The organism is Nonomuraea sp. CA-143628 (assembly GCF_050942315.1).
Classification (GTDB): domain Bacteria; phylum Actinomycetota; class Actinomycetes; order Streptosporangiales; family Streptosporangiaceae; genus Nonomuraea.
In genome coordinates this window covers 1,187,007-1,201,507 of sequence record NZ_CP192072.1, presented here as the reverse complement: position 1 = coordinate 1,201,507, position 14,501 = coordinate 1,187,007, and the positions used below count along the sequence as shown (strand labels likewise).

Here is a 14,501-nt window from a genome sequence, read left to right as displayed (position 1 = left end):
AATAGACGCCCGCCGGACCGAATCCAGGTCGCCATTCGTCTCGGCGAACGAGCAGGCCACCTTCTTCGACTAGGTCCCATCACTGAGGGTGAGCGGACCACCAACGATGTCAGCCCGCGGGCTTTTGGGGCAATCCTGCTACCAGCACGAGACGACCTGTCCGCTTGGAACTATTTGACGCTCATGTTAGTTATGTCGGCATGGCGAGGATCTTTGGGCACATTCAGGGCCAACCTGTAGGGACGGCGTACGTGAATCGGCGGGCGCTGCACGATGCGGGCGTCCATGCTCCGCTCCAGGCAGGCATCTCGGGAACAGGAAATGACGGCGCCGACTCCATCGTGGTCTCCGGCGGGTACGTGGACGACAAGGACTACGGCGACACCATCGTCTACACGGGCCACGGCGGTCGCGACGCAGACACACGCCGGCAGGTCCGCGATCAAGAGTTATCTGATCCGGGTAACGCCGGATTGGTCCGCAGCGAGCTCGAGGGGCTGCCCGTCCGTGTGGTCCGGGGCCGCAACCCTGACTCGCCCCATGCTCCTGCCTCGGGACTACGGTACGAGGGGCTGTTTCGTGTGGAGTCCCACGGAGCGAGGGTAGGCATCGACGGATTCCGGATCTGGCAATTCACCCTGGTCAAGATCCCAGACGAGGCACCTACGACAGCTACGCCGCCTCCACTTCAGGGCGCGATCGATATGGCCGCAAACGCCCCGGGCCCAGCATCGGTGATCGAGACCGTAATTCAGCGAATCGTCCGCAGCAGCAAGGTCGTTCAGCAGGTTAAAGCCTGGTACAACCACGAGTGCCAAATCTGTGGACTCGCCATAGAAGTGGCCGGCGGCCTCTACAGCGAGGGAGCTCATATTCAGGCACTCGGCAGTCCTCACCGCGGCCCCGACGTTGTTGAAAACGTCCTCTGCCTCTGCCCAAACGATCACGTCCGGTTCGACAGTGGAGCTATTTACCTGTCTGATGATCTTAAAGTGATCGATGCTCGAACCGGTCAGACCACGGGGGACCTCACCGTGAAGCACCCACATCGAATCGATCCGCGGTATGTGGCGCACCATCGTGCTCGATGGACAACTGGTACGGCTCGCGAGTAGGTCTGTCTACTTGATGCCGAGTATCTGAAGATCGGAGCTAGTCTGCGAATGGCGTTCGGTTGCGTGCCATGTAACCCCAAAGTTGGATTAGCCTCGGTCTTTGGTGATCTTTCTATCGTCGCCCGAGGTGTTCGGCTACTGAGCTGAAGCAGCAAGACGCTTATACCCTCACATCACCATGCCGCGCCCTATAGTCGCGGGCGTGAGCGATCTCCAACCGGGCGTCTACGAGCACCTAATTACCCGCCAAGTAGGCGCCCTGCTACGCGCAGTACCCGACCGCGAGCTCATCGACCGACGATCATTGGACATCGCCGACTCCCACGAAACGCTGGCACGGCATCTGGCCGCGCTGACGCGCCGGGCGCTGCGCGCCGTCCGAGGGGAAACCGACGCCGCGAGGCTGGCCCGGCAGGTCGAAATCGTCAACCGTGTCGCCGATCTGATCGGCGACTTGGTGCCTGAGGCCGCCGCACCTGAAGAACTCGTGGAGGCCGCCGAGGAGCTACTGGGCTTCGCCAGAAGCCGGGACGCAGCCGGGCAGGTGCGGTTCCCGGCGCGTCCAGTAATTCCTCTTACAGGCAGCGCGCTGCTGGTAAACGGCAGAGGCCAACCAGAGATCGGCCATGAGCTCAAGCACGAACTGGCCTCCGCAGATCGCGTGGACCTGCTGTGCGCCTTCGTGAAATGGAACGGCGTACGCGTACTGGCAGAGGCGATCGAAGAATTCTTGGCGCGCGGTGGACGACTGAGGCTGCTGACCACCACCTACATCGGCGCCACCGACCGCCTCGCGGTAGACCGGCTGGCCGCCATGGGCGCGGACGTCCGCGTCTCCTACGACACCCGGATGACCCGCCTACACGCTAAGGCGTGGCTATTCCACCGGAAGTCGGGCTTGTCCACGGCCTACGTGGGCTCCTCGAACCTGTCCAAGACGGCTCTCAGTCATGGCCTGGAATGGAACGTACGGCTCGCCCAGGCAGAGCAGCCACATCTGATCGACACGTTCGCGGCCACCTTCGACGACTACTGGGACGACCCCTCGTTCGAGCCGTATGACCCGGCGCAGGATGCCGAGCGGCTCGACCGTGCCTTGTCGGCCGAGCGCTCCGGCAGCGGGCAGGTCGTCATCGACTTCGCCCACGTCGATGTCCGTCCTTACCCTTATCAGCGCGAGATCCTTGACGAGCTCGCCGCCGAACGCCAGATCCACGACCGATGGCAGAACCTGGTGGTCATGGCCACGGGCACCGGCAAGACCGTGGTCGCTGCCCTGGACTATCGCCGGCTACGTGACGCCGGCCAGGCTGACTCGCTCCTGTTCGTCGCCCACCGTGAGGAGATCTTGCGGCAGAGCCTGCTCACCTTCCGCCAGGTGCTGCGCGACGAGACATTTGGCGAACTGTACGTCGGCGGCGCGCACCCCGAGCAATGGCGGCACGTGTTCGCCTCGATCCAATCTCTGCACGCCAACCCGGTGCCAGAGACGGATGCGTTTGACGTATTAGTTGTGGATGAATTCCACCACTCCGAGGCTTCGACCTACCGGCACTTGCTGTCCACCGTTCACCCGAAGGTGCTGCTTGGTCTGACCGCAACGCCCGAACGCGCCGACGGGCAAGACATCAAGCACTGGTTCGGCGGTCGGATCGCGTCCGAGCTGCGGTTGTGGGAGGCGCTCGAGCGAGGCCTACTCGCGCCGTTCCAGTACTTCGGCATCCACGACGGCACCGATCTGCGCCAGGTCGACTGGCGTCGCGGACAGGGGTACGACACAGGCCAGTTGTCCGGCGTCTACACAGGCAACGACCGTCGGGTGGCCGTTGTGTTGGAGACGCTCAATCGCAAGATCGGCGACGTCGGGCGGATGCGAGCCCTCGGGTTCTGCGTGAGCATCGACCACGCCCGCTTCATGGCAGACCGCTTCACCCGAGCGGGACTCCCCTCGGTTGCAGTCACGGCGCAGAGCTCGCCGAGCGATCGTTCCCAAGCGTTGCGTGACCTGAGAGCACGCAGGATCAACGCAGTGTTCACCGTTGACCTCTTCAACGAGGGCGTCGATGTTCCAGAGATCGACACCGTACTCTTCCTGCGCCCCACCGACAGCGCCACTGTCTTCCTGCAGCAGCTCGGCCGTGGTCTGCGGCTGTCCGATGACAAGCCGTGCCTGACCGTGCTCGACTTCGTTGGCAACCAGCACAAGCAGTTTCGCTTCGATCGGCGCTACCGGGCGCTCACCGGCGCCAGTCGTACCGGAGTCGCGCGCGAGATCGAGCAGGGCTTTCCTACCTTGCCCGCCGGTTGCGTTATTGACCTGGACCGCGACGTACGCCGCCTAGTCCTTGAGAACGTACAGCAAGCGCTCAGCCTCAATTGGAAGGACCTGTCTCGCGAGCTGCGCGATCTCGGCGATGTCACTCTGTCGCAGTTCCTGGAAGAGACCGGGCTGGATGTGGAGGACCTCTACCGGCGGCGGCTGGGATGGGCCTCCCTGCGGTACGCCGCGGGCCTTGAACCAGATACCCCTGATGAGCAGTTGGGCCGTGCCTTCGGCCGGATGCTGCATATCGACGACGTCGAGCGCCTCGCCTTCCTGGCCGAAGTGCTGAACGGCCGAATCCCGCGATCGCCCCGCGAGCTGCGTCTCCTGGCCATGCTGGATGTCATGTTGTGGGGCGGTACTCAGCCTGCCTCCAATATGGAGGCCAGACTCGCGCAGCTGACCGGCGCTCGGGCTATGGAGCTTCGAGAACTAGCCGGTGTGCTGCACTCAAGGATTCGTCACGTCACCCCGCAATTGGACCCGATCGTGCCGTTGCACGTCCATGCCCGCTACAGCAAGAATGAAGTCTTGGCCGCCTTCGGCGTCGACAAGCCTGCCCACATGCGCGAGGGCATCAAATATGTTCAGGAGCACAAGGCGGACCTGTTTTTCGTCGCTATCGACAAAGCTGAAGGCCGCTACTCCCCGACCACGCTGTACCACGATCGGGCGATCAGCCAGGAGTTGTTCCAGTGGGAATCGCAGAGCACCCTGCGCTCCTCCGCCGCAACCGCTCGCCGCTACCTATCCGGCGAGTCCACCGTTCACCTGCTGATTCGCCAGTCCAAGCGTGACGAAGGGTTGGGCGCGCCGCCGTACACTTACGCCGGCCCTATGCGCTACGTCAGCCACGAAGGCGAACGACCAATCCGTTTCGTCTGGCGTCTGGACCACCCGCTCCCGCCCGACGTGTTCCACTATGCGAAGGCTACAGCCGGTTGACGATCTCCGCTAAGCGAGTTGGCTGATCGTGGCTGGTGCACTCGCAACGCTCAGGTCAAGTGCGCCGTAGCGCCACGCCTGGGCGGCGAACGCCAGGCACATCCCACGACTCAATTGCCTCGCGCCAGATCAGTGAGGCCTTTTCATCCTAATGGCCCAGTCAACAGCGGACCTAGTGATTGTTGTCATGCGATGTAGCTAGGGCGATCGGGATCGGGCCTCGCCTCCAAGATCTGATCCTCGCGGACGTACACGTGAACCCAGAAGTCCTTGCCGCAGTGAGGGCACTCAGTGTAGCCCTCACCGTCGGCTGTGCCCTCGTCCGGGCGTCGCGGCGGTTTGTTCCGGTATCCACCAGCCCATCGCAAGGCGTCCCCGAGCCGGTATCTCTGCAGGTCCAGAAGCCCGAGCTTGAATTCCACCTCGCACATCGCATGCGCAAGGCATCGAGGGCATTCCAGCTCGACCAGCAGCAGGTTGTAGAGGCCCATCAGCCCACCCCTCCTGGACCATTGAGCGGCTTTGATCCCGCTTCGCGGAGCTGAAGGACAAGGATTGCCTTGACTAGCTGGCCTGCGAGGAGTGGGCAGCAGCGGAGTTTGCGGAGGATCCGCCAGGTTTTCAGCTGGGCATTGGCGCGTTCGCCAGGCCCGCGGAGCTTGGCGTGGGCCGCGTTGGCGGCCTTCTGCGAAGCGGGCTTGTTGCGCCCCTTGTAGGGCACGCACACGTGATCACCAGCGCCGACGTAGCCCTTGTCAGCGAGGGTGATCGGGGCGGCGGCTTGCAGGCGGCGGAGGATGCCCCAGATCCGGGCCGCCTTGAGGTCGTGCACCAAGCCAGGCAGGGAGCCGGAGGTCCACAAGGGGGTGCCGTCGGGGGTGGACAGGACCTGGATGTTCATGCCGTGCTTCTTGTGTTTGCCGGAGTAGTAGGGCCGGTCGGCGGCTACCCGGTCGATGGGGACCAGCGTGCCGTCCAGCACCAGGTAGGGGTAGCCGACGCGCTTAGCCGCGCGTAACACCTGGTCCAGATGGGGCGAGCGGTGGGCGAGCAGGGTGACGGCTTCGCGGATGTAGCGCCAGGTGGTCGCGATGCCGACACCGAAGCCGGCCGCGATCTCTGTCAGGGTTTCGCCTTTGCGCAGGTGGACGAATACGAGCAGGGCCTGCTGGCCGGGGTTGAGGCGGCGCCAGGGTGTGCCGATCGTCTTGCGGTGCCGGCGCAGGATGCCGGATAGGTAGGACAGCGTCCGAGATGACAATGGCAGCGCAGCACGGTACAACAACACCTCAGAGCCTCCAGTTGTGAAGGTTGATCTTGGTCGACAACCCTTCTACCAGGGGCTCTTCTACTTGTCGATCAGGCCAATCCGCGCGGCATGCCCTCGACCTGCGGCTTCAGGTTGGAAAGCCCTCAGTAATCAACCAGCCAGCCCTCTAAGTCCGCGTCCCGGTACGAGGCCGGAGAGATACCGATCGTGCACATGGGCAACATCCACCGCCTCATCTCGACCGGCGCATGGCTGCTCGTCAGTGAGCAGCGTTCCCGGCTGCGATCATGGGAAGAGACCCTGGGCGACCCTTCACTCCCATGCCCACGGGCTGTTCTCGATCCCTGGGTACTCAGACACGAGTACCGCGATCGCCCTCTTCCACCCAGCCATCTGACGCCTTGTTGATATTTGGTCTCAAATGACCGAATCGCACCGAACGCTCCACGATTAGAGGACAAGTCGCGAAGACGGTGCTAACTTTACTTGTGTGGGAGATTCAACAGCCGCCAGCGCGCACGGCATCGAAAATATGATGCTTAGGCTACACCAAACATGCATGGATCATATTAAGCGCGCCACAGGTGAGGCCGAGCCGGAAATCAACAAGGTTCTACACCTAGAGGCAGATCTTACGTCATGGCTCCGCGTCCTTGACAATTACCCGGAATCTCAGCAACTACGATCTGCCCACCAGGATTTCGGTCTGGCATTTTATGCGATCATGAGCGGCTTGTATCGTCAAGCATTTTCCAGCTTGAGATCGTTTCTTGAAGTAGCAGCAGGAGCTACCTATCTGAGTGCGCTGGAATTTAAGCGACGTCAATGGATTAGCGGAAACCTAGATATCAGTTGGTCCTCGATCATTTCACCAGAAGAGGGACTCTATTCCACGTCATTTTTGATGGAGTTCTGTCCAGAGGCAATCTCCGAGCAAAAGCAAATGATCAAATCCCTCAAAGGGGCGTATCGGAGATGCTCAGAGTACATTCATGGAAACGTTGCAACATCGCAAATGCTACCCAATGACATATCCTACCGGGCAGATATTGTCGAAGAATGGCTATCCATCGCTAACGCGGTACTGCGCTCGATAATCCACTGCTTTATGGTACGTTATTATGTTGACTTTGGCGAACCTCAGCGCCGAATCGTCGAGGCGTCACTTGAGGATCACCTGTCAAGTTTCCCTTCGGTACGAAAGCTGTTGGGATTGCCCCTCGAGGAAGGGAACGTAACGGCGTGAGCGAGCTATACTTCCGCACGGAAGACCTAACACCCGAAGAAGTCAGTGACTACTTCGTAGAGACTGAATTTGACCGTCGCACGATCGACGCACTGAAAAGTAAGAAGACAGTAGTTCTGCAAGGTGCACGAGGTGTAGGAAAATCCTTTCTCCTTAAAGTAGCCCAAAAGGAGTTGGATGAAAGCTTTTCCACGTCTAAAACGCTAGCTGTTTATATCACCTTCAATAAGGCAGGATTGCTGCAGACGGCAGATTCCGAACGTTTCAAGCATTGGATGCTGGCTAAAATCTGCGAGCGAATAATTCGAGAAGCGCGCAAGAAGGGAGCGCTTCGCCACAACAGCACTATTTTTGCTACGCTTTCGCGCGACGATAGCGACGAAGTCACTGAGCTACGCCTACAAAAATTGCGAAGCCAGCTAGAAGATTCCTGGAAAAACGATTCTCTTCCAGAGGGGGTCGACTCCGGCATCGATCCAGAAGTTATCAAGGATGCGATTGAGGATCTTTGCTCTCAAACTTCCGTGCGACGGGTAGTACTTCTAGTAGATGAAGCCGCTCATGTTTTCATCCCAGAGCAGCAGCGCCAATTCTTTACCCTAATGCGCGACTTGCGAAGTCCCTATCTATCGGTTAAGGCTGCAGTATACCCCGGCGTAACATACTTTGGAGACTCCTTTCAGCTGAGTCATGATGCGGAGCTCGTCAATGTCAATCGAGATATTCTGGATAAAGGTTATCTCGAGGCGATGCGAGAGATAGTGCTGCGCCAAGATCCCGAGTTGCAATCTAATATTGCAAGAAATGGCGAGATATTTGATGCCCTAGCTTTCGCCGCTAGCGGCAATCCTCGCACCCTTCTCAAGACGGTTTCGGCGGCCTCTCCGCTGAGCGCGAACAATGCACAGCGGACCATGCGCGAGTACTATCGAGAGGCTATTTGGAGTGAGCACTCGGCACTCGGTGACCGTTACATAGGGCATCGATCTGTAATCGACTGGGGTCGGCAGTTTCTTCAGAAACACATCATCCCTATGCTGAGGAAAAAATCAGGCGAAGCTGGAGATGCAGATAAACGTGTGTTCATCTGGATTCATCGAGATGCACCCGCGCCGGTGAAGGAATCGCTTCGTCTCCTGTGCTACAGCGGAATTCTGCATGAAGCTGGTAGCGGACTGGTCGCTACCCGAGGCCTAACGGGCACGCGGTACATGCTGAACATTGGAGCAAGGACAGGCCCAGAGGCGGATCCAGTGTCCGCGACAACATGGCTCCGACGGGCGATCTCAATCAAGCGCATGGTGGAATTCGGAGCGAACCACGAACTATATGAAAGTATCGCTCGGCTTGACGTCGATAAAATGGACGAGGAGCGGCGGGAGTTTATCAAGTCACAGCTGGATCGATCGGTCGATAAACTAGATATGACAGCGTTTGCTAAAGGCCGGCTTAAGACGCTCGGATTTGACACTGTCGGAAAGATACTTGCTGCTTCCGAAAGTGATTTTCAGCAGGCCAAGTGGGTTGGCCCCGTTCGGTCACGTCAGATGATGAATATCGCCACCGCTGCGGTAATGGAGTATTTGTCCGGATGAGTTATACCCGCGTTCCGCAGATGTGTAGTGGGAAAGCACACAGATCTGAAGTCTGAGCTGGGGAAACACTTGCGGGGGTGTTGTTCTTGGTCAGGCGTCTGCGGTGGGGATAGCTTCGACGATCTTCTTCGGGGTTGGGATGTCGAGTTTAGCCAAAATGTCGCGCTAGGTCTTGATCTGCTCCAGTTCCGCCTCGATCTGTGTGATCGCTTGCCCATTCAGCGACCAACAACTTACTCTGCGGCGCGATCACCCGATTGGCGACCAGCGCGAACAGCACGCGTCCATGTTGGTGGTAAAGCGCTGGGCTGCCTTCTTGATCACCCGACCAGCCGTGAAGTCCTGCTCATCGAGCCCTTGCACGGCGCGCTTCCTATTCCGGTGGGCTCCGGGCACGGGTCACCCGCAGGAGCCAGCGGGGAAGAAAGGAAGCGGATAGCTCAGGTCAGTTCTCACGGGGCGCCACGAAGGTTCCGCGGCCCTGGATCGCGATGACGAAGCCCTCCTCGCGCAAGATGCCGATGGCCTTTCTGACGGTGTCGCGGCCCACTTCGTGCTCGTGCATCAACCTCTGCTCGGTCGGGATCGGCCGGTTGGGCGGGAGTGTGCCGTCTGCGATCTGTGTCCGCAGCAGGTCGGCGAGCTGGCGATAGAGCGGTACCGGCCCCTCATGGTCGATCGTCATGAACATAGACCGTAAATGTCCGCATCCGTGGCCCATCACCCGCCCACGTTCGCGATCGGGGGCAGACGTTTGCAGACGTTTGCTTTAGCCTGAGGACTGCAAACCTTCAAGGGAGTCGGGCCCGTCCTCGCGACCCAAACGCCAAGACGGGCCCTTGATCGGACACGGGAGGTCCGACCCATGGGTAACCCAATCACAGACCTACGATTCGGGTCCTGCCTGACAGCCGAGATCCAAGCCGTACTGGAGAAGCACGGCTACCGGCTGCCTCCAGGCGGCGATCACATCCGCGAACTCGTCATGGTTCGCGTCGACGTCGCGCTCAAGAACCTCGTCGAGATCTTCGAGGGGCGGACTTGGTGACATGGCGGGATGACATCCCCGACTTCCATGGTCCGCACGTCGCGTCGCCGCAGCCGGGCCATGTCGTGCTGACCTGGTACGAACCGGCCCAGCGGACTCAGCGTATCCGCGTGGTCTCACACACCTGCGAGTGCCGCCAAATGACGTACGAATTGTGCGCCGCCGCCGGCCAGGGCTTCGTCCGTCGTACGGACCGAGAGAAGAGCACCGTCCGCGAAACCGCGTGGACGTTGAACGCAGTCGCCAAACGTACCTTCGATCAGATCCTCCAAGGCGAGGCCCGGTGAGAGCAGCGCGGCGGACGCCTCCCTGGGCTCGTCCGCCGCGTCTGCGGAAACGCAGTGCGAGTCCTTGATTAGGACCAATCCGGAATTCGTGCTCAGGGGCGCAGCCCGGCTCGCGGGGTCGCAGATCGAGTCCCACTCCCCTGTCAAGAGTGCCCGCTGACCCGTCTTCGCCAAAGCGCGGGTCCGATCCACCTGGGCTCTCGCCCACATGGTGCTGCACGCCGAAGTACCGAAGGAGCCACAAGAGATGAAGACCTTCACGGTGACCATCGCCGGTGATGAACGATTCGACGGAGAGGCGCCCTACACCTGGGTTGTGGAGGCCTCCGACGTGATGAGCGCCATGAACAAGGCCCTGGCCTACCACGCGCTCTCACAAGAGCAGCGATTGTGCGACCTGGAAATTGATCCTCTGCACACGTTCGAGGGCCTTCCCCCTGAGAACTGCGGATATCACTGGAACGACCTGCGACCTGCTGTCCTGGGAGCGGACGGCGCCGATGAACGAGATTGAGTACGTGATCAGACCATTGCCTCAAGGGTGAGGATGCCCATGGATTCCGACACGACCGGTGACAGCGGCCATTCGCGGCTGGGGTTCGTGGGTGCAGGCCGAGGAGGATGCCGCGCACGAGATGATCATCAAGGCGGACTCGTTATGGGATCATGGGGCAGTGATATCGAAGCCGTGGAAGGACAGATTGGTGGTCACCGCCGTCATGCTGACGGTTTTCGCTGTCCTTGGCCTGGCGGTACTCCTGTGCGTGTTTATCGTCTTCAGCATGGATTTCGTGTGATCAAGGACATGTCGCCGACGCATGCCTGCCGTGTCCACCTGAAGAGGACGTCCTTGGTCGTCGCGGCCGTGCGATTCCTGCCTGAAGTCGGTCAGGACACCACTTGGCGGCCACGCTGCCACACAGCAGAGATGAGCGGGACCCCAGGTCGATAAGCCAGGTGGACGTGGGAGGGCGCGTCCAGCAGCATCAGGTCAGCGCGTGCGCCCACGGCTATCCGGCCCACGTCGTCGCGCCGCAGCGCCCGCGCACCCCCCAGTGTCGCCGCCCAAACCGCCTCGTCCGGAGTCATGCCCATCTCTCGAACCGCCAGGGCGACGCAGAACGGCATGCTGGTGGTGAAGCTGGAGCCGGGGTTGCAGTCGGTCGACAGTGCCACCGTCACGCCAGCGTCCAGGAGGCGGCGGGCGTCCGGGTACGGGGCTCTGGTGGAGAACTCGGCCCCCGGCAGCAGGGTCGCGACCGTGGTCCCGGAGGCCAATGCGTCCACATCCGCGTCGGTGAGGTGGGTGCAGTGGTCGGCGGAGGCGGCGTCCAGTTCGACGGCGAGTTGGACGCCTGGTCCATGGCTGAGCTGGTTGGCATGGATCCTGGGCACGAGGCCGCGCTTGATGCCGCTCTCCAGTACGGTCCGCGCCTGGTCGCCGTCGAACGCCCCTCGTTCGCAGAAGACGTCCACCCATCGGGCGTGAGGAGCGCAGGCGTCCAGCATCGCCCCGGTCACCAGCTCCACATACGCATCGGGGTCGTGCTCGGCCGGTACGACGTGCGCGCCGAGGTAGGTCACCTCGTCGGTGTGCTCCGCAGCGATGCGCAGCAGGCGGGCCTCGTCCTCGACGGTGAGGCCGTAGCCTGACTTGCACTCGATGACCGTGGTGCCCTGCCGCAGCGCCTCACCCACCAGGCGGGCCACCCCGGCCGACAGCTCCTCGTCGCTCGCCGCGCGGGTGGCCGCCACCGTCGTGCGGATCCCGCCTGCGGTGTAGGGCAGGCCGCGCATCCGCGCGTCGAACTCGGCCGTACGGTCCCCCGCGAAGACCAGGTGGGCGTGGGAGTCGACGAAACCGGGCAGCATGGCCCGGCCGCCGGCGTCGTACATCCGATCCACTGAGGGAGCCCGCGAAGCCGGCCCCACCCAGGCGATCTTCTCACCGGAATCGCCGGAGACGACGATGGCGGCGTCCGTGATGAGCCCGAGCGGACCCTCGCCCAGCAAGGGGTCGTTGGTGACCAGCGTAGAGATCCCGGTGATCAGGAGGCTTCCCATCGTGCCGCCAACCTCGTTAGTCGTGCTGCCAACCGCGCGAGTCATGACGCCACCCGCGCGAGAGCCTGCCGCAGCGCGCCCGCGACGTCGGGAACAAGCTGGTGGACGCCGCGCCGTACGATCACCCGGCCACCCGTGACCACGTCGCTGACGTCGGCGGCGGTGGCCGCGAAGACGGCGGTCTCCGCACCGTGGAGCGGGCCTGCGGTTCGGACCGAGTCGAGGGAGATTGTGACGAGGTCGGCAAGCGCGCCAGCCTTCAGCGTGCCCGCCTCCGGCCAGCCCAAGGACGCGTGGCCGTCAGCGGTGGCAGCCCGCAGGAGCGCGTCCGCCGTCCAGTGTCCGCGGCGACGCGTGCGCAACCGCTCGTTCTGCTCCATCCCCCGAGCCTCCTCGAACAGGTCGATGACGGCCTGGCTGTCGCTGCCGAGCGACAGCGGCGATCCCGCGGCCTGCACCTCACGAGCGGGCCCGATGCCGTCCGCGAGATCGCGCTCGGTCGTGGGACACATGCACACCGTGGTGCCGGAGCCACCGAGCAGCTCGATGTCCTCCAAGGTCAAGTGTGTGGCGTGCACGGCGGTGGTACGCGGCCCGAGCAGCCCGTGGTCGGCGAGCAGGCGCGTAGGCGTGACCCCGTACGCCGCCAGGCAGCCCTCGTTCTCGGCGGGCTGCTCGGACACGTGCGCGTGGATCGGGGCGTTCCGCTGCGCCGCCCAGGCGCCGACCACTTCGAGCTGGTCGGCGGGAACGGCACGGACCGAATGAACGGCCGCGCCGATGCGAGCGTGATCGCGCTCCTTCAGGCCGCTGACCCGCTCGGCCCACGCCTCCGCTGAACCGTCGCTGAATCTGAGCTGGGTCTCGTCCGGTGGGGCGCCGAATCCCGACGAGAGGTAGCAGGTGTCAAGCAGGGTGATCCGGATGCCGGCCTGGGCGGCGGCCTCGATGAGCGCCTCGCCCATCGCGTTCGGGTCGTCGTAGGCGACGCCCCCGGGAGCGTGATGGAGGTAGTGGAACTCGCCGACGCAGGTGATCCCCGCGAGGGCCATCTCGGCATAAACCGCCCGCGCCAGCTCCAGGTACTCGTCGGGGGTGAGGCGCGCCGCGACCCGGTACATGGTCTCGCGCCAGGTCCAGAAGGTGCCGCCGCCGAGCTGCGTGGCCCCGCGCAGCGCCCGGTGGAAGGCGTGCGAATGGGCGTTGGCCAGCCCCGGAATAACCAGGCCGTCCAGGACGACGGCGTCGCCGGGAGGAGCGCTGCCCGCCTGAAGGGAGACGATACGGCCCCCCGAGACGTCGATCAGGACACCAGACTCCAACCCGCCGGGCTCCGACGCGCCGGTCCACGCGTACCTCGCCCAGAATCGCCCATTCACAGCAGATCCTCCAGGACGGCGACCAAGGCGGCCACGCCAGCGAGGCAATCGGCCTCCTCAGCGAATTCCTCCGGCGAGTGCGAAACACCGGTCGGGTTCCGTACGAAGAGCATGGCCGTGGGGATGGCCGAGGCGAGAATGCCCGCGTCATGCCCCGCCCCGGTCGGCAGAACGGGAACCCCACCGAGCCGAGCGGCCAGGCGGTCCCGGAGCGGCCCGTCGAATTCGACCACCGGCGTGAACGACTCGCGAGTAACCTCCGCCCCCGACTGGTGAATGATCTCTTTCACCAGCATGTCGAGCGTGGCGGAGTCGGCGGCCCGCGAGTCCAGCCAGGCGGTCACCCGGGAGGCGATGGCGTTGGTGCCGTTGGGCTCGACGGAGATCTTCCCGAAGGTGGCGAGCGCACCAGCCAGCCTGGCCTGCTCGCGGGCGTTCAGGACCGTGGCGGCGTAGGCCAGCATCGGGTCGCGGCGGTCCTCCAGGCGGGTGGTGCCCGCGTGGTTGGCCTCTCCGTGGAAGTCGAAGCGCCAGCGGCCGTGCGGCCAGATCGCCGACGCGACGCCGACCGGCGCGTCGCCGAGGTTCCGGCCCTGCTCGACGTGGAGTTCGACGTACGCGGCGATGCGCCCGAGTCGTTCGTCATCGCGGCCGATCCCGGCGGGGTCGTGCCCCGCACGCTCCATCGCGTCGCCGAGCAGGACGCCGTCCTGGTCCCTGAGAGACCGCGCGTGTCCCGGGTCCAGCACCCCAGCCATCAGCCGGGACCCGACGCAGGCCACGCCGAACCTGGCCCCCTCCTCGTCACCGAAGTTGACGATCGCGAGCGGACGACCACCCGTGGTGCGCCGGTCCCGGAGAACGCCCTGGTCCCGAAGAACGTCCTGGTCCCCGAGCACGCCCCGATCCCGGAGCGCGTCCAGGGCCGCGAACGCCGACACGACGCCAAGCGGCCCGTCGTACGCTCCCCCGTCAGGCACCGAGTCCAAATGGGAGCCAGTGACGATGGCGTCCCCCGCCGAGGGGTCGCCGTACCAGGCCCACTGGTTGCCGTTCCTGTCGACCTCGTACGTCAAACCCCGCCCAAGCGCCTGCTCCCTGAACCAGGCCCGGCATTCGTCGTCGGCCGCGTTCCACGCATAGCGGCGATACCCGCCGGTCGCGTCATACCGGCCGACGGGCAGCAGCTCGCGCCACATCCCCCGGAAATTGCCCTCAACCTGCGAAGC

The 14,501-nt window shown here is 63.1% G+C and carries 14 protein-coding genes; 8 read left to right on the top strand and 6 right to left on the bottom strand.

The window, feature by feature from the left end:
• The first annotated feature begins 251 nt into the window (after positions 1 to 251).
• Positions 252 to 1,115 carry a YDG/SRA domain-containing protein gene (locus ACQP2T_RS05780; protein ID WP_433515149.1) on the top strand — a complete coding sequence of 288 codons (864 nt, stop codon included), beginning with the start codon at positions 252 to 254 and terminating at the stop codon, positions 1,113 to 1,115.
• Positions 1,116 to 1,317: 202 nt separating this feature from the next.
• Positions 1,318 to 4,383, top strand: coding sequence for a DUF3427 domain-containing protein (locus ACQP2T_RS05775; protein WP_433515148.1), 3,066 nt, complete (start codon positions 1,318 to 1,320; stop codon positions 4,381 to 4,383).
• 185 nt (positions 4,384 to 4,568) lie between these two features.
• On the opposite strand, the gene ACQP2T_RS05770 is transcribed toward ACQP2T_RS05775, so the two are convergent.
• Positions 4,569 to 4,874 (bottom strand): hypothetical protein, encoded by a 306-nt coding sequence (locus tag ACQP2T_RS05770; protein WP_433515147.1) that lies wholly within the window; start codon positions 4,872 to 4,874, stop codon positions 4,569 to 4,571.
• Positions 4,874 to 5,671 (bottom strand): transposase family protein, encoded by a 798-nt coding sequence (locus tag ACQP2T_RS05765; protein ID WP_433515146.1) that lies wholly within the window; start codon positions 5,669 to 5,671, stop codon positions 4,874 to 4,876. Before ACQP2T_RS05765 ends, ACQP2T_RS05770 begins: the two co-directional genes overlap by 1 nt.
• A 472-nt stretch (positions 5,672 to 6,143) precedes the next feature.
• Here ACQP2T_RS05765 and ACQP2T_RS05760 point away from each other — a divergent pair, with 472 nt between their 5' ends.
• Both ACQP2T_RS05760 and ACQP2T_RS05755 read left to right on the top strand, forming a co-directional pair.
• Positions 6,144 to 6,899, top strand: coding sequence for a hypothetical protein (locus ACQP2T_RS05760; RefSeq protein ID WP_433515145.1), 756 nt, complete (start codon positions 6,144 to 6,146; stop codon positions 6,897 to 6,899).
• Positions 6,896 to 8,494, top strand: coding sequence for an ORC-CDC6 family AAA ATPase (locus ACQP2T_RS05755; RefSeq protein ID WP_433515144.1), 1,599 nt, complete (start codon positions 6,896 to 6,898; stop codon positions 8,492 to 8,494). Before ACQP2T_RS05760 ends, ACQP2T_RS05755 begins: the two co-directional genes overlap by 4 nt.
• Positions 8,495 to 8,939: 445 nt before the next feature.
• Here ACQP2T_RS05755 and ACQP2T_RS05750 read toward each other — a convergent pair whose 3' ends face one another.
• Complete coding sequence (locus ACQP2T_RS05750) at positions 8,940 to 9,179, bottom strand: GntR family transcriptional regulator (RefSeq protein WP_219527888.1); 240 nt, start codon at positions 9,177 to 9,179, stop codon at positions 8,940 to 8,942.
• A gap of 180 nt (positions 9,180 to 9,359) precedes the next feature.
• Between ACQP2T_RS05750 and ACQP2T_RS05745 the strand changes: the two genes are divergently transcribed.
• The 4 genes from ACQP2T_RS05745 to ACQP2T_RS05730 all read left to right on the top strand — a co-directional run bounded on the left by ACQP2T_RS05745 (position 9,360) and on the right by ACQP2T_RS05730 (position 10,626).
• Positions 9,360 to 9,542 carry a hypothetical protein gene (locus ACQP2T_RS05745; protein WP_433515143.1) on the top strand — a complete coding sequence of 61 codons (183 nt, stop codon included), beginning with the start codon at positions 9,360 to 9,362 and terminating at the stop codon, positions 9,540 to 9,542.
• A complete protein-coding gene (locus ACQP2T_RS05740; RefSeq protein WP_433515142.1) occupies positions 9,539 to 9,829 on the top strand; it encodes a hypothetical protein in 291 nt (96 codons plus the stop codon). The genes ACQP2T_RS05745 and ACQP2T_RS05740 overlap by 4 nt, the downstream gene beginning before the upstream one ends.
• 247 nt (positions 9,830 to 10,076) lie before the next feature.
• The gene (locus tag ACQP2T_RS05735) at positions 10,077 to 10,343 is read left to right on the top strand and encodes a hypothetical protein (protein WP_433515141.1); all 267 of its coding nucleotides are present in this window, start codon (positions 10,077 to 10,079) and stop codon (positions 10,341 to 10,343) included.
• Between the two features lie 58 nt (positions 10,344 to 10,401).
• Positions 10,402 to 10,626 (top strand): hypothetical protein, encoded by a 225-nt coding sequence (locus ACQP2T_RS05730; RefSeq protein ID WP_433515140.1) that lies wholly within the window; start codon positions 10,402 to 10,404, stop codon positions 10,624 to 10,626.
• Between the two features lie 91 nt (positions 10,627 to 10,717).
• On the opposite strand, the gene hutI is transcribed toward ACQP2T_RS05730, so the two are convergent.
• Genes hutI through ACQP2T_RS05715 form a run of 3 tightly spaced genes read right to left on the bottom strand, consistent with a single transcriptional unit; the run spans position 10,718 to position 14,471 of the window.
• Positions 10,718 to 11,893: an imidazolonepropionase gene (gene hutI / locus ACQP2T_RS05725; RefSeq protein ID WP_433515139.1), complete on the bottom strand. Its 1,176-nt coding sequence runs from the start codon at positions 11,891 to 11,893 to the stop codon at positions 10,718 to 10,720.
• Positions 11,894 to 11,934: 41 nt separating this feature from the next.
• Complete coding sequence (locus tag ACQP2T_RS05720; RefSeq protein ID WP_433515138.1) at positions 11,935 to 13,272, bottom strand: formimidoylglutamate deiminase; 1,338 nt, start codon at positions 13,270 to 13,272, stop codon at positions 11,935 to 11,937.
• A complete protein-coding gene (locus ACQP2T_RS05715; protein ID WP_433519716.1) occupies positions 13,269 to 14,471 on the bottom strand; it encodes an allantoate amidohydrolase in 1,203 nt (400 codons plus the stop codon). Before ACQP2T_RS05715 ends, ACQP2T_RS05720 begins: the two co-directional genes overlap by 4 nt.
• Positions 14,472 to 14,501: the final 30 nt, after the last annotated feature.

Coding starts and splice junctions, on each gene's coding strand:
- ACQP2T_RS05770 (WP_433515147.1), bottom strand. CDS start 4,874: ATGGGCCTCTACAACCTGCTGCTGGTCGAGCTGGAATGCCCTCGATGC.
- ACQP2T_RS05750 (WP_219527888.1), bottom strand. CDS start 9,179: ATGACGATCGACCATGAGGGGCCGGTACCGCTCTATCGCCAGCTCGCC.
- hutI (WP_433515139.1), bottom strand. CDS start 11,893: ATGGGAAGCCTCCTGATCACCGGGATCTCTACGCTGGTCACCAACGAC.
- ACQP2T_RS05715 (WP_433519716.1), bottom strand. CDS start 14,471: ATGTGGCGCGAGCTGCTGCCCGTCGGCCGGTATGACGCGACCGGCGGG.
- ACQP2T_RS05745 (WP_433515143.1), top strand. CDS start 9,360: ATGGGTAACCCAATCACAGACCTACGATTCGGGTCCTGCCTGACAGCC.
- ACQP2T_RS05735 (WP_433515141.1), top strand. CDS start 10,077: ATGAAGACCTTCACGGTGACCATCGCCGGTGATGAACGATTCGACGGA.